Origin of the sequence: Phyllobacterium sp. A18/5-2, from assembly GCF_025452215.1 — a bacterium.
GTDB classification, from domain to species: Bacteria; Pseudomonadota; Alphaproteobacteria; order Rhizobiales; family Rhizobiaceae; genus Phyllobacterium; species Phyllobacterium sophorae.
Map to the genome: position 1 here is coordinate 1,479,730 of NZ_CP104967.1, position 21,340 is coordinate 1,501,069.

Annotated in this window: 16 protein-coding genes and 2 pseudogenes; 11 read left to right on the forward strand and 7 right to left on the reverse strand. The window is 56.7% G+C overall.

Features of this window, described 5'->3' with window-relative positions:
• Nucleotides 1–104: 104 nt before the first annotated feature.
• Together N8E89_RS25835 and N8E89_RS25840 are read right to left on the reverse strand one after the other, a co-directional pair.
• Nucleotides 105–1,034 (reverse strand): proline iminopeptidase-family hydrolase, encoded by a 930-nt coding sequence (locus N8E89_RS25835; RefSeq protein ID WP_410010420.1) that lies wholly within the window; start codon nucleotides 1,032–1,034, stop codon nucleotides 105–107.
• Between the two features lie 98 nt (nucleotides 1,035–1,132).
• Nucleotides 1,133–1,894, reverse strand: a complete 762-nt coding sequence (locus N8E89_RS25840) for a helix-turn-helix transcriptional regulator (RefSeq protein ID WP_113172692.1) — start codon at nucleotides 1,892–1,894, stop codon at nucleotides 1,133–1,135.
• Between the two features lie 144 nt (nucleotides 1,895–2,038).
• Between N8E89_RS25840 and N8E89_RS25845 the strand changes: the two genes are divergently transcribed.
• Genes N8E89_RS25845 through N8E89_RS25865 form a run of 5 tightly spaced genes read left to right on the forward strand, consistent with a single transcriptional unit; the run spans nucleotide 2,039 to nucleotide 8,032 of the window.
• A complete protein-coding gene (locus N8E89_RS25845; protein ID WP_106663818.1) occupies nucleotides 2,039–2,932 on the forward strand; it encodes a proline iminopeptidase-family hydrolase in 894 nt (297 codons plus the stop codon).
• A gap of 42 nt (nucleotides 2,933–2,974) precedes the next feature.
• Nucleotides 2,975–3,913 carry an ABC transporter permease gene (locus tag N8E89_RS25850; protein ID WP_262262608.1) on the forward strand — a complete coding sequence of 313 codons (939 nt, stop codon included), beginning with the start codon at nucleotides 2,975–2,977 and terminating at the stop codon, nucleotides 3,911–3,913.
• Entirely contained in the window at nucleotides 3,910–4,761 is an 852-nt protein-coding gene (locus N8E89_RS25855; RefSeq protein ID WP_262262609.1) for an ABC transporter permease, read from the forward strand. The genes N8E89_RS25850 and N8E89_RS25855 overlap by 4 nt, the downstream gene beginning before the upstream one ends.
• Nucleotides 4,758–6,521, forward strand: a complete 1,764-nt coding sequence (locus N8E89_RS25860) for a dipeptide ABC transporter ATP-binding protein (RefSeq protein ID WP_262262610.1) — start codon at nucleotides 4,758–4,760, stop codon at nucleotides 6,519–6,521. The genes N8E89_RS25855 and N8E89_RS25860 overlap by 4 nt, the downstream gene beginning before the upstream one ends.
• An 11-nt stretch (nucleotides 6,522–6,532) precedes the next feature.
• Nucleotides 6,533–8,032 carry an ABC transporter substrate-binding protein gene (locus tag N8E89_RS25865; protein ID WP_410010469.1) on the forward strand — a complete coding sequence of 500 codons (1,500 nt, stop codon included), beginning with the start codon at nucleotides 6,533–6,535 and terminating at the stop codon, nucleotides 8,030–8,032.
• A 389-nt stretch (nucleotides 8,033–8,421) separates the two neighbouring features.
• On the opposite strand, the gene N8E89_RS25870 is transcribed toward N8E89_RS25865, so the two are convergent.
• Nucleotides 8,422–9,048, reverse strand: coding sequence for an exopolysaccharide biosynthesis protein (locus tag N8E89_RS25870; protein ID WP_106663823.1), 627 nt, complete (start codon nucleotides 9,046–9,048; stop codon nucleotides 8,422–8,424).
• Between the two features lie 631 nt (nucleotides 9,049–9,679).
• The gene (locus N8E89_RS25875; RefSeq protein WP_262262612.1) at nucleotides 9,680–10,738 is read right to left on the reverse strand and encodes a GlxA family transcriptional regulator; all 1,059 of its coding nucleotides are present in this window, start codon (nucleotides 10,736–10,738) and stop codon (nucleotides 9,680–9,682) included.
• Nucleotides 10,739–10,948: 210 nt separating this feature from the next.
• Between N8E89_RS25875 and N8E89_RS25880 the strand changes: the two genes are divergently transcribed.
• The 3 genes and pseudogenes from N8E89_RS25880 to N8E89_RS25890 form a co-directional block, all read left to right on the forward strand.
• Nucleotides 10,949–12,022, forward strand: a complete 1,074-nt coding sequence (locus tag N8E89_RS25880) for a class I SAM-dependent methyltransferase (RefSeq protein WP_262262613.1) — start codon at nucleotides 10,949–10,951, stop codon at nucleotides 12,020–12,022.
• Between the two features lie 681 nt (nucleotides 12,023–12,703).
• Nucleotides 12,704–13,753, forward strand: a complete 1,050-nt coding sequence (locus N8E89_RS25885) for an aldo/keto reductase (RefSeq protein ID WP_262262614.1) — start codon at nucleotides 12,704–12,706, stop codon at nucleotides 13,751–13,753.
• 221 nt (nucleotides 13,754–13,974) lie between these two features.
• Nucleotides 13,975–14,436, forward strand: a pseudogene (locus N8E89_RS25890) (aminoacyl-tRNA deacylase); the annotation flags it as partial.
• Nucleotides 14,437–14,633: 197 nt separating this feature from the next.
• On the opposite strand, the gene ybaL reads toward N8E89_RS25890, so the two are convergent.
• Both ybaL and N8E89_RS25900 read right to left on the reverse strand, forming a co-directional pair.
• On the reverse strand, nucleotides 14,634–16,349 hold the full coding sequence (ybaL, locus tag N8E89_RS25895; RefSeq protein WP_262262615.1) for a cation:proton antiporter domain-containing protein: 1,716 nt from the start codon (nucleotides 16,347–16,349) through the stop codon (nucleotides 14,634–14,636).
• 229 nt (nucleotides 16,350–16,578) lie between these two features.
• Nucleotides 16,579–17,517, reverse strand: coding sequence for a hydrogen peroxide-inducible genes activator (locus tag N8E89_RS25900; protein ID WP_262262616.1), 939 nt, complete (start codon nucleotides 17,515–17,517; stop codon nucleotides 16,579–16,581).
• 290 nt (nucleotides 17,518–17,807) lie between these two features.
• Between N8E89_RS25900 and katG the strand changes: the two genes are divergently transcribed.
• Nucleotides 17,808–20,003, forward strand: a complete 2,196-nt coding sequence (gene katG / locus N8E89_RS25905; protein WP_262262617.1) for a catalase/peroxidase HPI — start codon at nucleotides 17,808–17,810, stop codon at nucleotides 20,001–20,003.
• A gap of 111 nt (nucleotides 20,004–20,114) precedes the next feature.
• On the opposite strand, the gene N8E89_RS25910 is transcribed toward katG, so the two are convergent.
• The gene (locus tag N8E89_RS25910; RefSeq protein WP_262262618.1) at nucleotides 20,115–20,543 is read right to left on the reverse strand and encodes a hypothetical protein; all 429 of its coding nucleotides are present in this window, start codon (nucleotides 20,541–20,543) and stop codon (nucleotides 20,115–20,117) included.
• Between the two features lie 35 nt (nucleotides 20,544–20,578).
• Between N8E89_RS25910 and N8E89_RS25915 the strand changes: the two are divergent.
• A pseudogene (locus N8E89_RS25915) lies at nucleotides 20,579–20,859 on the forward strand (DUF6516 family protein).
• Nucleotides 20,856–21,215, forward strand: a complete 360-nt coding sequence (locus N8E89_RS25920) for an HVO_A0114 family putative DNA-binding protein (RefSeq protein WP_262262619.1) — start codon at nucleotides 20,856–20,858, stop codon at nucleotides 21,213–21,215. The pseudogene N8E89_RS25915 and the gene N8E89_RS25920 overlap by 4 nt, the downstream one beginning before the upstream one ends.
• The last annotated feature ends 125 nt before the right edge of the window (nucleotides 21,216–21,340 follow it).

A 21,340-nucleotide genomic window follows, 5' to 3' on the forward strand; every position in this document is an offset into this window, starting at 1 on the left:
GACTGCAGCCCTGTGTTTCCAATAGAGAGCTGCGAACCCCATGCACCGAGGCTAATGGCTGCAGTGCCTGGCAGAGCTCTGTTTCAAGCCCAATGCGAGGAACGCTAGCCCCGACGATATGTACCTAAGTGCTCACGCAAATCGTTGGATTCCAGAAATTCTGCGACCGTACCAAGGCATAGTTCTTTTTCCTCGACATGCGGCATGTGACTGGACTGCTCAAAAACGACCCAACGGGCATCGGATATGTTTTCGACATAGGGTCTGACAACCTCTGGCGTAGCTTCGTCATAGCGTCCCGATATGACGAGTGTCGGTGCCTTGATCCGGTTCAGGCGATCGACAATTGTCCAATCTTTCATTGTTCCAATGACATGGAATTCCGTCGGGCCGTTCATATTGCGATAGACTGTGGAGTCCTCGTCCATAATGGCAAATGTCCGTGCGACCTCTTGCGGCCATGGCGCCACCCGGCAAACATGACGATCGTAAAAGACGCGTGACGCGGCAAGGTATTCAGGGTCTGTGAGCGTCCCAGCCTGTTCGTGCTTTACAAGAGTGGCCTGGACCTCTTTTGGCAACTCACGACGCAGGCGATTGGCTTCCGCAACCCAGGTGTGCATGGAGGCAGGGGAATTGGCAATGATCAGAGCCTTCAGCCCGTCGGGCTGGCGCACAGCGTGCTCGGCGCTAAGCATACCGCCCCACGACTGGCCGAGGAGGGCATAACGGTCTTCAATACCAAGATGTTTCAGCAATGCATCAAGCTCTTCGAGGAACAATGAGACCGTCCAGAAATCTGCGCCTTTTTCCGGCAAACGGGTCGAGTAGCCATTGCCGAGCTGATCGTAATGGATGACGGCTCGGCCGCTAGCGGCCGAAAGATGTTTAAATGAATCGACATAGTCATGCGTGCAGCCGGGTCCGCCGTGAATGACCACCAGTGGCAAAGAGGAAGAGTCAAGTGACCCGGTTATGCGGTACCAGGTCCGGTAGTCGCGAAAGGGCAGATAACCTTCCTTTGAACTGACCATTTGCAAATTTTTCTCCATCAATTGCAGACAATGGAGAAAAGGATAGCGTGCCGGGAACGCGCAAGGCAGCTATCATAAGTTATAGGATGAGGTCCGCCCTAATCGAGCAACCGGTAATGGGCAGCACGAACAACCGCCTGGACCCGGTTTCTTGCTCCGAGTTTTTTAGCCGCCGCATTGAGATGCATAACGACTGTGGGCACGGAACGCTGGATATGGCGGGCGATTTCCTTGGCGGAGAGGCCATCTGCCGAGTAACGCATGCACTCCCGTTCCCTTGCGGTCAGATGAACGGTGGCACAGCTTCGCGTCTCCTCATCGAATACCGAAAATGCCGCCTCGTGGAACACATGCGCCAGCAGACCGAAATCGGCGATATGACGGGCAGCATCGCGTTCGTAGCCCCTGCCTGCACCAAACCGGACGCCCGTCACGGTCGCATAGTCGCCGCGAGGCAAATGAATCGGAACTGTTGTCCCGCAGAGCATGTCGCGCTCGCGCAGATAGTGTACGACTGGCGCATGATCGTCGTTCATGAACCGGTTAATAACCGTGTCTGCTTCGGCGCTGTAGTTCCAGAAAAAAGGCGTGGTTGTCCCGATGGCTTGCTGTTGTACCGGATCGATGCGGAAATATTCCCTTTCGCACCAGTATTCACGCATTTCATCCGAGATATTCCTCAGTTTGAGCAGCGACGGTATCATCAAGGCACCGTCGTGGTCGAACGGAACTGGCGTATAATCGTATATGAGCGCATCGAAGCCGAAGGCTTTCATCGCCTCGAACGCTTCATCGATCCTTCCTTCCAGTGTCTCCCGCGCGGTGAACTGCCCCTTGATGTGATCGATATCGTTTAGCATCCGTGTGCCTGTCAATCAGAAACTCAGGCAATCCGCCTGGGGAGACCCTATCACTTCTTATAGCTGGTGTTGAGTGCGGATATATCTAAAAATTAGCCATGCTCAAATCTTGAGCAAGGCTAAAGAGCCTTCGGAGACAGCTGAATGTGGCGTGAAATGAAGCCGGACCAGCGGCACGAAGTGCAAGTCGATGGCTATCGTGTCATCGCTTACAGTTTCGGTGCTGGCGATGAGGTGGTGTTCTGCCTCAATGGTGGCCCCGGTTTGCCATGCGACTATCTGCGCGAAGCCCACTCCTGTCTGGCTGACAACGGCTATCGCGTCGTGGCCTTCGATCAGCTAGGCACCGGTGAATCCGATCGTCCGCAAGATCTTTCGCTGTGGACAATCGACCGATACGTCGAAGAGACGGAAACTGTGCGCAAGGCGCTGGGTCTTGGCAAGGTGCATCTGCTCGGCCATTCCTGGGGCGGCTGGCTCGCCATTGATTATGCCCTCGCCTATCCACAGAACCTGAAAACTCTCATCCTTGAAAACACGGTTGCCGACATGCCACATCTGATCTCGGAGCTTGAGCGCCTGCGATCAGCACTCGGTTCCGAGACGGTTGGCATGATGCACAAGCACGAGGCGCAGGGAACACTCGATCATCCGGAGTATATGGCGGCAATCACCATCCTCAATTATAGGCATGTCTGCCGGCTGGCCGACTGGCCGGCACCGGTAAAACGCTCGCTGGATGACTGGAACATGGATCCGTACGGCACAATGCAAGGTCCCAATGAGTTTCTCTACACCGGCAATCTGAAAGACTGGAACCGGCTTGCAGACCTTCCCAAAATAGCAGTTCCAACGCTCGTCACCGTCGGCGAAAACGATGAGCTCACACCCGCCTGCGCCTTGCGCATGAAGCTTGCCCTTCCCGATGCCGAATTGAAAGTCTTCGCCAATGCGAGCCACATGCCATTTTATGAACAACCGCAGAGCTATTATCCAGTTCTTCTAGACTTTCTCTCGCGCCACAGGACGGCGCTATGAATCGGGCAATGTTGCTTCAAACAAATCACTGGGCGCGCAACAATGCACCGCTATAAGTTCATCCTTTATCGGCCCCTGCAGTTTCTGCCCGTTATTTTTGGCGTCAGCCTGATCACATTCATCCTGGTGCGGCTCATTCCCGGCGACCCAGCAAGGGTTCTTCTTGGCGCCCGTTCCACACCCGCGGCAATCGCCAACATTCGCGCGCAGTATGGTCTGGATGAGCCCTTGTGGCTGCAATATTTCTATTTTCTTAAAAACCTTGCCAATGGCGAGATGGGAAAATCAATACTTTACAAGATCGATGTGCTGAAGCTGATCGCCACCCGCATCGAGCCGACGATCACGCTCATCGTGTGCAGTGTTTTCCTGTCAATTTTAATTGCCATCCCGCTCGCTGCAATTGCAGCACGCAACCGCGGCGGCATACCGGATCACGCAGTCCGCCTCATTTCGACGATGGGCATTGGCTTTCCGCCATTTTGGCTGGCACTGATGCTTATAATCTTGTTCAGCGTCAAACTCGGCATTGTGCCAGTGTCGGGCTACGGCGAGAACTTCGGCGACAAGCTAGCGCACCTCATTTTGCCCTGCCTCACCATCGCCCTGTCCCTGTCCTCGGTCCTGACCCGCAGCCTACGCGCCAGCATGGTTGTTGAGCTGCAGTCAGATCTTGCAACCGCGGCGCGCGCGCGCGGAATGCCCGAAAGCATCGTATTCTGGCGGCACGTCCTGCCCAACTCGCTTGTTCCTGCGGTCAACCTCCTTGCCGTCAATATTGGTTGGTTGATCGGCGGAACGGTGGTCGTCGAAACAGTCTTCGCCATCCCGGGCATGGGGCAGTTGCTGGTGCGCGCCATATTCTCTCGCGACTACATGGTGGTTCAGGGTGTGGCGATGGTCTTTGCCTGCGGCACAGTGCTCGTCAACTTCGTCGCCGACATTTTGACAGTGACGATCGATCCACGGGTGAAGCTATGAGCACCGGTCACGCCTTCAGCGCCAAGATTGGCTGGAGCCGGTGGCTGGGTCAGCGGTTGACGCTTGTCGCTGGCATGGCCATCCTGGGACTCTTCATTTTCATGGCGATCGCAGCACCGATGATCGCCCCTTATGACCCCATTGCCCAAAATGGTGATCTACGTCTCGTTCCACCATCATTTCTTCATCCGTTCGGCACCGACAATTTCGGCCGCGATATCCTGTCCCGCATCATCTGGGGCGCGCGTATAGATCTTCAAATCGCCTTTATTGGAGTCGCCTTTCCCTTCCTCATCGGAACGGTTCTCGGAACGATCTCCGGCTATTTCGGCGGAATTATCGACACCGTCTTCATGCGGTTGATCGATATTATTCTGGCCTTTCCCTTCCTCGTCCTGATGCTATCGATTATAGCCATTCTCGGACCGGGGCTCGGCAGTTTCTACATCGCCATGGCGCTCGTTGGTTGGGTATCCTATGCCCGGCTTATCCGGACACAGATGCTTGTCCTGAAGAACAGCGACTATGCTGTCGCTGCCGTGAGCCTAGGCTTCAGCAATGCGAGGATCATGTTCCGGCACTTGCTTCCCAATGCCATCGCTGGCTCCGTTGTCTTCTCCATGTCGGACGCCGTCCTCGTTCTGCTAAACGGAGCGGCAATCAGCTATCTCGGACTAGGCGTTCAGCCCCCGTTGGCCGAATGGGGCGTCATGGTTGCAGAAGGGCAGAGTTTTATCAGCACCGCCTGGTGGATCACTCTTTTTCCCGGTCTGTCCATCGTTGTCCTGGCCTTTGGTTTCAGTTTATTCGGTGACGGGCTTGGCGAAGTGCTGGGGGTACGCGAATGAGCACCCCCCTGCTATCGATCCAGGAGTTGACTATAACCGCAAGACTGGCAGGCGAAACACGCACGCTCATCGATGCCGTCTCTGTCGACCTTGCACGGGGCGAGATTCTGGGCCTTGTGGGTGGGAGCGGTTCCGGCAAGAGCATGATTTGCCGATCGCTGGTGCAATTGCTCCCCTCCCGCGCGATCGAGGTCACAGCCGGTGCGGTGATGTTCGAGGGATGTGACCTGACCAAGCTGGACGAGGTGGCCATGCGGGCTATCCGGGGCGGCGACATCGGCATGATCTTTCAAAATCCGACCAGTCACCTCGATCCGGTGATGCGGGTTGGCGAGCAGATCGCCGAAGGTATTCGTTATCATCAAGGTGTTTCAAAGCGTGATGCACGGAAAGCCGCCACTGAGATTCTGAGCCAGGTCGGTTTGCCCGATCCGAAGCGGCAGTACGACAATTACGCACATGAGTTTTCGGGCGGCATGCGCCAGCGCGTGATGATCGGCGTTGCCCTCTCCTGCAATCCGAAAATCCTGATCGCGGACGAGCCAACGACTGCTCTTGATGTGACGGTGCAGGCGCAAATACTGCGCCTCCTTATGGATATTCGCGACCAGCGTGGGCTGTCGATCATCCTCATTACCCACGACCTCGGCATTGTCGCACAGACTTGCGATTCCATTGCGGTACTACGCGGGGGGAGACTGCTGGAACACGGACCGAAGCGATCAGTGCTTGCGGCACCCAAGGATCCTTACACGATAAGTCTTATCGCCAGTCACCCCTCCATGCCGGCCGGGACTGAAAATGGGTCAAAAGAATTTTCTTTGGAAATATCGCCGTATGCAACCAGACCGCCAATCGCGCCGCTGCTCGAAATCGATGATCTTGTCGTGCGGTTCCCTGCTTCCGGTACCAGTCTCTTCAACGGTTCTGGAAAGGTCATCACCGCCGTCAATGGTGTCAGCATGCAGGTCATGCCCGGCGATACGATCGGTATTGTTGGCGAATCGGGCAGCGGCAAGAGTACTCTTGCCCGCGCCATACTCGGCCTGACACCACTCACTTCCGGACATGTCACATTCGACGGTGCCGATCTTGCCCTGCACCGTGCGAGAGCATTGGCAAAACTGCGCCGTCAAACAGCTATGGTGTTTCAAGATCCGTATAATGCGCTGAATCCACGCCTGACGATCGGCGACATGCTGGCGGAAGTTCTCAGGGTCCAGAACAAGGTTCCTGCGGACGGCATCCACACAAGGGTCCAGGAACTTCTGGATCTGGTTGGTTTGGAACGCGTATTTGCTACCAGAAAGCCGCACATGCTGAGTGGCGGCCAATGCCAGCGCGCCGGCATTGCGCGTGCGTTGGCGGTCGATCCCAAACTGATTGTTGCCGATGAATGTGTCGCCGCGCTTGACGTGACAATTCAGCGACAGATCATCGATCTGTTCCGCGACCTTAAAGAGCGCATGAACCTCACGCTGATCTTCATCGCTCACGACCTCGCCATTGTGCGCAACCTGTGTGAGCGGGTTGTCGTCATGCACCGGGGTAATATCGTCGAGCAAGGCCTATCCGAAGAGGTCTTTGCAAATCCGCGTCACCCCTATACGGCCGCGCTCATCAGTGCGATCCCGGACATCAATCCCGACAAGCGGTTGCCGCGTCTGCCCGAGCCCATTCAGGCCGATCGGAGCGATTTTGCAACTGGGCTAAAGCACCCGATCACCACGAACTCAACAACAAGGGAACTTCCGATATGAACAGGAAATGGATGCGTCTCAGCATAGCGACGACATTGGCGGTGTTGACATTCGGTGTCAGCATGGCAGAGGCCCAGGGGGTGCTGACCATTGGCAGGCGCGAGGACAGCACCACATTCGACCCGATCAAATCCGCACAAAATGTTGACAATTGGGTATTTTCAAATGTGTTTGATGTCCTCGTGCGTGTCGACAAAACCGGCACGAAGCTGGAGCCGGGCCTTGCTCAGAGCTGGACGGTCTCTGAAGATGGGCTGACCTATACGTTCATCATGCGTGGCGCGAAGTTCTCCGATGGCTCGCCTATAACGGCAAATGACGCTGCCTATACCTTGTTGCGTATCCGTGACAATGAGGGCTCGCTCTGGAGCGACTCGTACAAGGTCATAGACACTGCCGAGGCAAAAGACGACAAGACCCTTGTCGTCAAGCTCAAAACGCCATCCGTGCCCTTCCTGTCGACCCTGGCATTGCCGAATGTATCGGTGATTTCGCAAAAAGCTATGGAAGAACTTGGCGAGGACACATTTGCCGAAAAACCGGTCGCGTCCGGCGCATTTGTCGTGAAGGAATGGCGTCGCGGTGACCGCGTCATTTTGGAGAAGAATCCGAATTTCTGGCAGGCGGACCGGGTGAAACTCGATGGCGTCGAATGGATTTCCGTGCCCGATGACAACACCCGTATGCTGAACGTCCAGGCCGGCCAGCTTGACACGGCAATTTTCGTGCCGTTTTCCCGCGTAGAGGAATTGAAGAAAGACCCGAACCTCCATGTCGAAATCAACACCTCGACACGTGAAGATCACCTTTTAATCAATCACGAACATGGTGCGCTGGCCAAGAAGGAAGTCCGCCAGGCGATCGATATGGCTATCGACAAGAAAGCGATTGTTGACACTGTCACGTTCAACCTTGGTGAGATTGCCTATTCCTATATTCCGAAAGGCTCGCTCTACCACTATGCCGACAATCTTCAGCGTCCCTATGATCCGGAAAAAGCCAAACAAATGCTAGCGGATGCCGGAGCAAGCGCACTGTCGCTCAACTATGTCGTCAATGCAGGAAATGAGACCGATGAACAGATTGCCGTTCTTTTGCAACAGCAGCTGCAGAAAGCGGGAGTGAGTGTCAATCTGCAGAAGGTCGATCCAAGCCAGAGCTGGGACATGCTGATCGCCGGCGATTATGACATCTCGGTCATGTACTGGACCAATGACATCCTCGATCCCGACCAAAAGACAACATTCGTCCTCGGGCATGATACCAATATGAATTACATGACCCGTTACAAGAACGACAAGGTCAAGGATCTGGTTGCCGCGGCACGCCTGGAACAGGACCCGAAGAAACGCGAAGCTATGTATGTGGATTTGCAGAAGATGGCCAAGGACGACGTCAACTGGATCGATCTTTACTACAGCCCCTACATCAACGTCACACGCAAGAACATTGAACACTTCTACCAGAATCCATTGGGAAGGTTTTTCCTTGAGGACACGGTGAAAAACTAAGGAAGCGGACGGCCATACGAGAAATCTCTGGCCGTCAACTCTTATTGCCAAGATCTCAAAACAGGCCGAATTCGCAAAACAAAACCGCGTTTTGACAGATCGGAGAAGGTGGTGCCCCGGTTTAGCCGTGGACGATGAGCGTGCTGTGGGCTGATGTCAGGTCGCACCCCGCGAAGGGATGCCTTGCCGATGCATCACGCGCCGCCTCCAGGAGCAGCGGATACGCATCCCTGCGCGAGCCGGCTATTATGACGATCACGCGCAGGAGGCCGAGCCGTCCGGTCATGCGTCCTGATCTATAGCAGATCCGTTAGAGTTGGTATGCGGGCAGGTTCCCTTGCAGTGGGGCAAACATATGCTTGCGACCAGCCTGAAGTTATGACAAGCGATTAGCCGACAAGCAGATCCGTCGCTGACATGACACCATAGATCAGCCCTGCTGTGGTTCCCAGAGCAACAATGGCAACGCCCACACCAATCAGGGCCGCCAGTCCGTCGCGTTCGAGCAATGCGCCCGCAATGATGACAAGCGCAAGGACAGGCAGGACGTTACCGAATGGAATAGGCAGCGCGATGATGATGGCTAGAACGAAGACCGGGATGCCAAGCATCATCTGAGCTTTGCGTCCGGCCAGCGTCCGCAGCCTATCGGGGCGCAACACTCTCTCCACCCGTGCAATCATTGGAGCGGTGTAGCGCACGATAAGGATGACCGTAGCGGCGGACAGTCTGCGTTTGCCGACGAATTGCGGAAGTTGCAGATGCTCGGCGCCGACAGTGATCTGCAAAGAGATGATGGCAAGACAGCTGCCGAAGACCATGCCGAATGGCCCCGGGAGAGGTGCGAGCGCGGGCAGCGACAGTATAAGGATCGTGAACGCGATGCTTGAGTTTCCCATCACAGTCAACATCTCCTCGATGGTGATGCTGCCGGCCCGGGCAGCGTGCTCGGCCACGTTGTGAAGAAGGGTGGACGTTGTGCCCCGAGGTTTGGTATCCGTGTGTTCGCCTCTCATATTCCCGCCACTGGTATAGTCGCCGATCGTTATGTCGGTTGAACGCCATATGAGTTCAAAGTTTTTCGATCTGTTGTCAATGTGTCGCTTTGATGGGTTTCTCCTGCCTGTTCCACACAGGCCTGCTGTCAGTCTTGATGTCAATCGCGGCTGGAGTATGACTTTCTCCGGCCAAGGGTCGTACTTAAAGCTTAGTATCCTCAATTGATGTTCCAATTACCAAAGGCTTGTGGTCATACCTGAGCAATGACGCTCACGGCACCTTTAACGTCACTATGCATTGCAAAGAGATCCGGTGGCGCCCCACGTCGGCTTTCAGCGCAAACGTCAGTAAGCCCGTGGGTCATGTAAAAAGTGCAGATTCTTTGCCTAAGAGATCAGCCTTCTCCTGTTCCAAGCGCTATCGCTGGCCCTTGGTTGTACTCATCAATGCCAAGATCAGTAAAATGGCGAATTCGATAAACGATCGACGCCGCAAAGCGCATTTGCAACCTCAGTGAAGTCGCGTTTGGCGCGCGTTGCGACCTTCGCGGCGGAAGGCTGCCGTGCTGAGCCGCCGCGGTGCAAATGCCGTCCAAATATCGAGCGTCAGCATCAGGTGCGTAAATGGCTCTGGCAACCGCTCGTGGGCCTATCGCGGTCTGGTCGAAAGGCCCGGCTGGGCATAATCGGGAATTTTGAAGCGGCGGCGGTAGGCCCCGGGTGCCAAGCCAGTAACCCGCTTGAAGAGGCGACGAAAAAAGGCGGATTCCTCGTAGCCGATCTGCCAGCTGATTTCATCGACCGAAGCCTCCGTGCGCTCGAGACGTCGCTTCGCATCCTCGATTCTCAGGCGCTGCACATAGGCAAGCGGACTGAGCCCGGTTGCACTTGTAAACCGGCGCTTGAAGGTGCGCTCGGAGAGTCCGGTACGTCGGATCATCTCTTCCAGAGGATTCGCCACCGGAAAATTCCCGGCGATCCATTCCTGAGCAGCCTGGACTGCCAGGTCGCCATGATCGTTGCGCCCTTCGAACACGATATAGGGGGCAAGCCCGTCCTGATGCCACTGCAGAGCGAAGAACCGGGCCACGGCCTGTGCTTCGGTCGCACCGGCATAGCGCCCTATAAGGTACAACACCAGATCGTGCCATGTCATGGAAGCACCGGAAGTGACGAGGTCTTCATGTTTGCCAGAGATGACCAGCACACGCTCCGGGTGGATTGGCACCGCAGGAAAGGCAGCCGCGAATGCACTCGCGTAGCCATAGTGCACCGTCGCGTCCATACCGTCGAAGAGGCCTGTCTCGGCAAGCAGGAAAATGCCCGAGCAGGCTGAGCAGAGAATGGCGCCGCGGCGATGCATCGCTCGCAGCCAATTCACCAGTTCGGGATGGCAGCCTTTTTTCCAGCCCCCGGGCCCGAGCAAGATCGAAGGGACGATGATGATATCGGTTGCATCGAGTGCGGCGACGCTACGCTGCACCATGACAGGCACGCGACTGGCGAGCTCAAGGGAACCGGGCCGGAGCCCCACGATCTCGACGCGAAAGGGCGGCGCGTGAAACCTGGCTGTGCCTGAGGCAGGTATCATCGCAAAGGCGTTCATCACGTCGAATATACCGCTGAGCGTCGACATGACCGCCTCGGGAATAGCGACGAGGCTGACATGAATTGGCTCCGATCTCATCGACGCGGCGTGAGGCAGCATTCCCGATCCCCTGGATACAGGACGACACAATACCATCCGCACTGCGGTCGTGCCACCATTTGGGAAACCGGGAATATTCAACCATGTTGCCATGCCAAGTGGCATGAACGACCCGATTGTGGCCAGTGTGGCTCTGCCACTTTGCCAATGCAACTGTAATCCTTTGCCAAGCCTCAGGCCCTTCTGGGGTGCTTAACAGGAGACATGGACATGGACAGCATCCAAGTCGGGGCAATCGACCCTGCAAAACTCGATGCGTTCCTCGCGCGTGCAGTCGGCGATCTGTCGGCCGGATACGGGGGTGTGATGGTAAGCATTGGCAACAGGCTCGGCCTCTATAAGGCGATGGCAGGGACCGGCCCGCTCAGCTCACGCGAACTGGCCGAGCGCACGGGCTGCGCTGAACGCTATGTGCGCGAATGGCTGGGCTCACAGGTTGCCGGTGGCTACATTGTCTATCACGCCATCAGCGACACCTATGAGTTGACACCGGAGCAGGCCTTTGTCCTTGCCAACGAGGAGAGTCCCGTCTTCATCCCCAACGCTTGGGCGGTCCCCGCATCGATGTGGTTTGACGAGGACAAGGCGGTGGAGGCTTTCCGGACCGGCAAAGGTATCGCCTGGGGGGATCATGACGGTCGGCTCTACTGCGGCGTCGCAGGCTTTTATCGCAATGCCTATCGCGCCAGCCTGGTTTCGCAATGGCTGCCGGCCCTCGATGGAGTGGTTGACAAGCTCCGGGCCGGCGCTTTGGTGGCCGATGTTGGCTGCGGCCATGGTCATTCGACTGTGCTGATGGCCCAAGCCTTTCCAGCGTCGCATTTCCGCGGCTTCGACACACATGCGCAATCGTTGACCGAGGCTCGACAGATCGCGGCTGAGGCAGGCGTTGCACGGGCGACCTTCACCACAGCTCGGGCGGACGAATATCCGGGAACCGGCTACGACCTAATCTGCTTTTTCGACTGCCTGCATGACATGGGCGACCCACTCGCCGCAGCGGTACATGCCGCCAGCGCGATTGCACCCGGGGGCACCGTGATGCTTGTGGAGCCGTTCGCCAACGACCGTATAGAAGAGAACGTCTCTCCGGTGGCCAGACTCTACTACGCTGCATCGACCACAATGTGCTGCGCCCACGCGATCTCTGAAGGTGGTCGCTTGGTGCTTGGAGCGCAGGCCGGTGAAGCTCGCCTTGCCGAAGTATTCCGCAAAGCGGGCTTCGCCCATTTTCGCCGTGCTGCCGAGACGCCCTTCAATCTTATCCTTGAAGCGCGTCTCTGATAGTTCGGGTCAAGGGGAAGGCGACCGGGGTCGTCGCGCAAGATCGGCTGGCACAGGTTGTGCGAAAATCCACCCCGGCGCCTTCGTCCGGTCCTGCGCTTTCGCTCCGGCGCGCATCAACCCACCGCCAGCCACTTCGCATTTGTGAGCGATAAACGTGCCCGTGCAAACCCGAAAGACGTCACAGCGCCAATGCTGTTGCAACCATAGAAGAAAGGCCAATACCATGAACACATCATTTCTCGCCAGAGCAATCGGGTTTGTGCGGCGGCATCACGCGCCAAGCGCTTCCGATCAACGCCTGCTCGAACAGCTTGATGATTATACCTTGCGCGACATCGGTTTGTGCCGCGGGCCTTCAATCCGCGTGCGAATTGATGGACACCGACTGACGCCGAGGCGAAGTGCCGCTTTTTATACAGCGCCCCCAACAATTTAGATTATAGTCCAGGCGATCTTTTGACGAAGAAACAACAGTTTTCAATGACGATGAGCAGCCCGTTCGCGTTGGCATGTGCTCCTCTCACGCCGCAACAGAACACGAATCGTCACCGATGCTATGGAGCCACGGCTACAGGTTCCTGATAAACGTCTACTAGCAACTCTCTTGCGAGCCATGCCCGAGGTTGGATATGGACTGTTTCAGCTTTCAAATCGAATTGGGATTGGAAGGAGAATGCGTTGAGAATTCGTCGTTTCGATCGCGTGGGTAACGGTGGTCTTGGCTTTACAGAGCTAGGTTTTGGCGGCGCACCGCTCGGCAATCTCTTCAAAACGGTCTCGGATGAGGACGCCTTCGGCATCCTGAACGCTGCTTGGCAAAGCGGGGTGCGATACTACGACACGGCGCCCCTTTACGGGCTCGGTCTTTCAGAACGTCGCGTCGGCAGATTTCTGACCACCAAACGTCGAGACGATTTTATCATATCAACAAAGGTTGGCAGACTGTTGCAAGTCTGTCCTCCAGGACAGAGAACTGGCATCGGCAAATTCTTTGATACGCCCAATCGCCGCGAGGTTTACGATTACAGCTATGACGGCGTCATGCGCTCTTTCGAGATATCGCTGGAGCGGACGGGGCTCGATCGGTTCGACATTCTTTTTGTCCATGATCTGGATGTCTTCAATCACGGAACGACCGATAAGTGCCAAGCTTATTTCGACCAGTTCATGCGTGGTGGCTACCACGCAATGCTGTCGCTCAGGGATCAGGGTGTGGTGAAGGCCATCGGCGGGGGCATAAATGAATGGCAAATGTGCCAAGCTCTGGCCGAGCGGGGCGACTTTGATCTCTTCCTGCTCGCGGGCCGATATACATTGCTCGAACAGGATGCCTTGGAAAGCTTCCTGCCCCTGTGCGAAGAACGCCGGATAGGCATCGTGTTGGGAGGTCCTTATAACTCCGGGATCCTCGCTCGCGGGCCAGCTACAGATGCCCAATACAACTACTCACAAGCGCCACGGAACGTCATTGAGCGGGTAAGGCGTATCGATGCCATCTGCAAGAAGCACGATGTTGCATTGATAGAGGCCGCACTGAATTTTCCACTCTATCATCCTGCTGTCGTCTCAGTGATCCCGGGAGGGCAGAGCATTTCAGAGGTCAAGGCCAATAAGGGAATTCTTGGAAGAGAACCGCCGAGCGCACTATGGGCCGAGCTTAAGGCCGCTGGATTGATGAGACGCGATGCGCCAACCTTGCGAAATGTTGCTTGCAACGGCAAAGGTTGATGTCTTGAAGGCAATCGTGCGAAGACCGGTCCTTGCGCGGTTGTTGCAAGTGGTCGATTGGCCCAATTGCCGTTCAGCGATCAGTGGCAGCACCGAACATGGCGGCCAACAGAACTGAGTCATGGCTTGCATTGGCGCTGTTTAATCGTCGGTGACTTCGCAGGTTATGAGAGGAAAATGTCTTTTTATGCCTCACCACGCAACAAAAGGGGCGGCCTTCCATGACAATTGCAAGGAAACTTCAGGACTATATCGACGCTCAGGGCATCGCCTACGACACCGTCGCTCATCACCGTACAGCAACGACCAGCCAGTCGGCGCACGCGGCGCGGGTTCCGGGCAGCAAGCTGGCCAAGTCCGTGGTCGTGCATCACGAAATGGGCTACGTCCTGGCCGTTGTTCCAAGCACGCACCGGATCGAGCTCTCCACCTTGCAGGAAGTGGTGGACAGGCGTCTTGGTCTCGCCTCGGAGGAAGAAGTCAGCGCGCTCTTTGCCGATTGCGACATCGGCGCGGTGCCGCCCATCGGATCGGCCTACGATGTGCCGGTGATCCTCGACGAAAGCCTCGGTGACGCCAGCGACGTCTATTTCGAAGGCGGCGACCACAAGACACTGGTGCATGTCAGTGGGCCGAACTTTCGCAGCCTGATGAAGGATGCGCGCCTCGCCCGCTTCAGCCACGAGATCTTAGACGGCGCGATCCCTGACCCCAGAATACCTCCGTCGCAATTTCGACTATGGTCGAGAGAGACCGATCCTTTCGACTTAGCGGTACCCGCCGCCCTCGTATCGCATATGATCTTCTTGCCATCATCGATCTCCACCCTCATTTCACCGTTGCGAACGTGCTCCCAAGGTCTTGTCGATCTGGATCTGCTTTAATGCTTTGTGCGGCTCGCCCGAATGTGTTCGACAATGCCGCGCGCAATTTCTTGCTCTCCCATAATGATAAGGTTCGCTCCAAACTTACCAAGGTGTTCAACCTCAGCGTCAGTGTGCGCACGTGCAATGATCTCCAGATTCGGATTTGCAGCCCGCGCCTGTTGGACAAGATTTCCTCCTTCGAAAGGATTGGGAATGGCACTGATAAACCAGCGTGCGTGCGCAAGATTTGCGGCATTCAAGATATCAGGCTGCAAGCCATTTCCGGAAAATGCCTCTATGCCACGGGCATGTAACTGCCCGACAACTTCCTGGCGTTCTTCAATAACCAGCAAGGACACATGGTCAGCAAGCAAAGCTTCGGCGACACGGCTTCCAACACGGCCATGACCAACAAGGACCGCATGACCAGTGAGCTGTGTCATATTCGCTTCACCTTTCCTTGAAACAGATTCAGGCTGATCAGGCGTATTATCCTCTCGCTCATGTTCGGCAATCCACGGCATTGCACGATTGAGAACAGCAAAAAGTAACGGATTGACGAGAATTGATAGAATTGCACCAGCCAAAATGAGGTCGCGTCCCTCCTCTGGCAGCAGCTTGAGAGCGACGCCGAGTCCGGAGAGAATGAAGGAAAACTCGCCAATTTGCGACATGCTCGCACCCATCGTCAGCGCGGCCCGAAGCGGATAGCGGAGAGCAAGGGTTATGAAGAACGCGACCATGGCATTGCCGGCGACAATAACCAGGAATGTGGCAACGATCGGCACCGTCTCGCGCACGAGAATTGTCGGATCAAACAACATCCCGACAGAAACAAAAAACAGAACTGCAAATGCGTCGCGCAACGGCAGCGTTTCTTGCGCCGCCCGCTGGCTAAGCCTTGACTCTGCAAGGATCACGCCCGCGAAGAAGGCTCCCAGAGCAAGGGAAACACCAAATAATTCCGCAGCGCCATAGGCAACCCCGAGTGCCACGGCCAACACTGCTAGCCGAAAGAGTTCTCGCGAACCGGTGTGGGCGGAGTAATGAAGTACCCATGGGATTACCCGCTTTCCAACCACCATCATCAGCAGCACAAACGCGCCGATCTTGACGACGGTGAGGCTGAGCGCACCCCACACGGTCTGCGTCTCGAACCAACCGAACAGCCCAGTGGTCCGTGTCGTGCCTTGTCCCAGCCCTCCTAGAGTCTCGGCGAACAGGGGCAGCAATACAAGTGCGAGGATGACCGCTACGTCCTCGACGATCAGCCAGCCAACCGCGATGCGTCCCCGCTCCGTTTCTAACAATCTGCGCTCTTCGAGGGTCCTCAAGACGACGACGGTACTTGCAACCGATAGCGAAAGACCAAAAACGATGGCTGCTCCAATGGTCCAGCCCATCGCATGAGCCAACCCGCCGCCGAGCAGCGACACGAGCCCGATTTGGCCAAAGGCCGCGGGCACTGCGATTGCCCGCACCGAGAAGAGTTCCTGAACCGATAGATGAAGCCCAACGCCGAACATAAGGAGCAGAACGCCGACTTCGGCGAGTTGTTGCGCGAGCGCCTGGTCTGCAACGAAACCGGGGGTGAAAGGCCCAATCACCACGCCCGCGATGAGGTAGCCCACGATCGTCGGCAGGCGCAGCCTATTGGCAATCGTACCAAAAACGAATGCAAGCCCTAAGGTTGCGACCAAAGTAGCAATCAGCGGTGTTTGGTGGATCATTCTGCCCTTATGCGTCTTTTGACGGTCGACGCGTCGTCTAATGCGATAAAGAGACAGCGCACCCTCAAGCCTCCGTGCCGATGAAATGCATGATAACGGTGCCACCCAAGATTGAAAGCGGATAACGTGGGAAGGAAAGGTTTGTCAGAGAGAAATGCGCTTCTTTTGATCCTGATCTTCCATGCAGGCGCGTTACCCGTCATTAGCCATCGCACAACGGACTTGGACGTCAGGCCAGAGACATGCGCGATGACGATGCTTGATTGTGCTGCTCGCGCAACGCGGCGGCCGACTGACGAACGACTTCAGAAATCTGCAAGAGCTGTTTGGCAATCGGACTCGTCTTGCGCCATATCATGCCAATGGTCCGCGAGGGCTGGGGGCTCTTGAAGCGGGAGACAGATACTGACGCCGAGCGTGTCTCCACCGCCACTGCCATTTCTGGGATCAGAGTAACACCGATGCCGGCGCTCACCATTTGGACCAGTGTGGACAAAGAGCTCCCATCCAGCAATTCCCGTGGCCGTGCCGAATGCAAATTGCAAAACGACAGTGCCTGATCGCGGAAACAATGCCCCTCTTCCAGCAGAAGCAGCCGCATTTCGCGTAACGTTTCGCGATTAGGCACCGGCTTTCCCTCATCCTCTCCTGGCCGGACCAACACAAAATTCTCTGTAAACAGCACAACCTCCGTCAGCGAAGGTTCGGACACCGGCAGAGCGACAATAGCCGCGTCGAGTCGACCTTCGGCCAGCTCTTGGATCAGCCTCTGCGTCAGCGTTTCGCGCACGTGAATATCAATGCCGTCATGCATGCTGGCTAGGTTGCCGATTATGGTAGGCAGCAGGTAGGGCGCGATCGTCGGGATCACGCCCAATCGCAGCCGTCCCACCAGCTGGTCCCGTGAGGCGCGTGCCAGGTCGCCCAGTTCATCGACCGCGCGCAGGATGTCGCGGATGCGCAGAGCAAACTCTTGTCCGAAGCTGGTCAACCGAACCTGTCGGGCGCTTCTTTCGAAGAGCTCCGTGCCCAGCGTTGCTTCCAGTTCCTTTATTTGCACCGAAATAGCAGGCTGAGAGATCGCACAGGCATTCGCCGCGCGTCCGAAGTGGTTAAGTCGTGCCAATGCCTCGAAGTAACGAAGCTGCTTCAGCGTCAGGTTGGTCATAACAATATCTTATCCCAGCAATCAGTAAATCGAACTTAAATTAATCAATCCGCTCTGCTAAAGATTTGCAAGGGAGATCATGGGCAGCCAATGTCGCAAGCGCCTTGGGTTTTTTGCACTGATTTGTCCAACTGTCCGGATGATTGGCGCTTCTCAGGCATTTTTGCTTCAGGCTTTTTGTCCAAGGCAGATCAAAATAGTGGGACATTCCACAAATTTGGCTGAAACGGACTGTTTTTAAGGGCATTCCCGCAGCAGTTCCAGCAACGTAGATACGATCGGAGAGAACGATGGACGCAAAGACTGATGACATTAGCGCGGGCAAATGCCCGGTGGTGCACACAACCGCTGCTAGAGCCAACCGCGACTGGTGGCCGAACCAGCTGAACGTCCAGGTTCTCCACCAGCAATCCGCACTCTCCGATCCGATGGGCGAGGCGTTCGACTACGCCAAGGAGTTCAAGAGCCTTGACCTGAACGCCGTGATCAAAGACCTGCACGCCCTCATGACGGACTCGCAGCAGTGGTGGCCGGCTGACTTTGGCCATTACGGGCCGCTGTTCATCCGCATGGCGTGGCACAGCGCCGGCACGTATCGCATCGGCGATGGTCGCGGCGGTGCGGGAGCTGGCCAGCAGCGCTTCGCACCGCTGAACAGCTGGCCGGACAACGTCAACCTCGACAAGGCCCGGCGGCTGCTATGGCCAATCAAGCAGAAGTACGGCCGCAAGATCTCCTGGGCCGACCTCATGATCCTCACCGGAAACGTTGCGCTGGAATCGATGGGCTTCAAGACGTTCGGTTTTGCCGGCGGGCGCGCCGATGTCTGGGAGCCCGAACAGGACATTTACTGGGGCCCGGAAGGCAAGTGGCTGGCCGACGAGCGCTACAGCGGCGACCGCGATCTCCAGAACCCACTTGCCGCCGTGCAGATGGGTTTGATCTACGTGAACCCGGAAGGTCCGAACGGCAATCCTGATCCGCTTGCCGCCGCGCGGGACATTCGCGACACCTTCGCGCGCATGGCGATGAACGATGAGGAGACCGTCGCGCTCATCGCCGGCGGACACACCTTTGGCAAGACTCACGGGGCTGGCGATGCCACGCTGGTGGGCCCGGAACCTGAAGCCTCCGATATCGAGCAGCAGGGCCTCGGCTGGGTGAACAAATTCGGCACCGGCAAGGGTGGTGATACCATCGGCAGCGGCTTGGAGGTGACCTGGACCACGACGCCGACGAAGTGGAGCAACAACTTCTTCGAAAATCTGTTCGGCTACGAATGGGAGCTGACCAAGAGCCCGGCCGGTGCGCACCAGTGGACACCCAAGGGCGGCGCGGGTGCTGGCACCGTGCCGGATGCGCATAATGCGGCTATGCGCCACGCACCTGCCATGCTGACCACCGACCTTGCCTTGCGGTTCGATCCTTCCTACGAAACAATTTCAAGGCGCTTCCATGAAAATCCCGATCAGTTTGCCGACGCCTTTGCCCGGGCTTGGTACAAGCTGACGCACCGCGATATGGGCCCGATCGCGCGCTATCTCGGCCCGCTCGTTCCGACGGAGGAACTGCCCTGGCAGGACATCATTCCCTCCGTGGATCACGTCCTGATCGATGAGCAGGACATTGGCGCCCTTAAGGCCAAGATCCTCTCTTCCGGCCTTACAGTGTCGCAGCTGGTTTCGACGGCCTGGGCGTCAGCGTCGACGTTCCGTGGCTCCGATAAGCGCGGCGGCGCCAACGGCGCGCGCATTCGCCTCGCTCCGCAGAAGGATTGGGACGTGAACCAGCCGGCTCAGCTGGCAAATGTGCTTGAGAGGCTTGAAGCGATCCAGAGCGAGTTTAATGCTTCGCAATCGGGCGACAAGAAAGTTTCGCTTGCCGACCTGATCGTTCTTGGCGGCGGCGCGGCAATCGAGAGGGCCGCGAAAGACGCCGGGTACGAGGTGGACGTTCCTTTCACACCGGGGCGCATGGACGCGTCGCAAGACCAGACGGACATCCACTCCTTTGCTCCGCTGGAGCCGGTCGTTGACGGTTTCCGCAACTATGTCCGCGGCAAGCAGCGCTTGAGCGTCGAGGAGGCGTTGGTGGACCGGGCGCAACTGCTGGCACTAACGGCCCCGGAGCTGACGGTCGTCATCGGCGGCCTGCGCGTTCTTGGCGCCAATGCAGGGCAGTCGAAGCACGGCGTCTTCACCAAGCGGCCAGAAACGCTGTCCAACGACTTCTTCGTTAACCTGCTCGACATGGGCACGGAATGGAAGGCAACATCAGAGGCCAAGGACGTGTTCGAAGGACGTGACCGCAAGACGGGTGAAGTCAAATGGACCGGCACCCGCGCCGATCTCATTTTCGGTTCCCACGCCCAGCTGCGCGCCATCGCGGAAGTCTATGCCACCGCGGACGCGAAGGCGAAGTTCGCCAGGGACTTCGTGGCGGCGTGGACCAAGGTTATGAACGCCGATCGCTTCGATCTTGCCTGATCTCGACATGACGCGGGGGCTGTTGAGCGCGGCGGCGGCAGTCGATCGTGTCCGTTGCGGATATCATCCGCCTGCGACCCTGAGGACGCTGGTAGATTGAGACACTTGAAATCAGGGTGGCGTTTCAAAGCGAATTGAAACGCCGCCGTGACGAAGCACCAGATCGCCTCGCTGGTGAAACATTCGGGTTTTGGTCGGCTCATCATCGGCTTGCTCTATATCTGAGCTCGGTTTGCACAGAGTTGGAATCCGTCTTTGAAACGCCATTAATTGCAATTTTGGATTGGGGCAAAAATTCGTCATGTGCTCATCCGTATTGGAGAGGTTCGTTGCGTCCGCTAAAAATTTTAGAAAGTCTGCTCTGGCATTCGCTGCGGACTTGCGACGGGACGACAATCGCGGGTGCAAGGCTGCCCGGAGGGCCAACGACAACGCATTGTCATCGTGAAATACCGCGCCTGCCTCGTCCGGCATGATCGAAAGAATACCGTTTGCGAGAAGGAGAAGACCGACCTTTGGTGAAAAATGCGTTGTTATCATTGACAACACTCTAATGTGTTGTTATGGAAAACAACATGAAGGCCAAGCTCATCGAAAAGTCGCGGACAGTGATTGATGACACCAGCTTTTTCGAAATCGTTTTGTGGCACCTGCCCACCCGGTTCCGGGAAGCGCGCATCCCTTCAAGTACCGACTGGCTTTCATCGTGAACGGTAAATGCATCCTGCGCTATGATAACGAGCACGGGAAAGGCGATCATCGGCACATTGAAGGTAGAGAGGAAACCATCGAATTTACGTCTCTTGAAGCTCTGTTCGATGGCTTCCTGTCTGACATGGAAAGGATACGCCAATGACAACATTGATCGTGCGCTTGAGTACCATAGCCGACGCTAAAGCTCGCTTTGTTGCGGCGGGAGAACGCGCTCTTGCGGGAGAAGTTGTCGATGCGGTGCCTTCGGTTAATTTCTCCAGCTATGACGACATGCACCGCGTGCTCGCCCCTTCACGCCTTGCGATCGTCAAGGCCCTCGCCGGACGGGGCGCTTTGTCGATCCGCGAAGTTGCGCGGCGCGTCGATCGAGATGTACAGGCCGTTCATCGGGATATTACCACGCTTATCAATGCTGGTGTTATCGACCGTACCGAGAGCGGGGTCGAGTTCCCCTATGACCGCATACATTTCGAGTTCGACGTAAGCGCTGCCGCCTGAAAACGGAGACCGCGCCCCCTGCAACACCCGTGTGGATCGTTGGTGTCCAACGAAGACAGGGTTACTTAGGAAACATGAGCACATCGCCCTTGCTTGCTGCTGCCCATCTTCCAGTACGTGCCAAT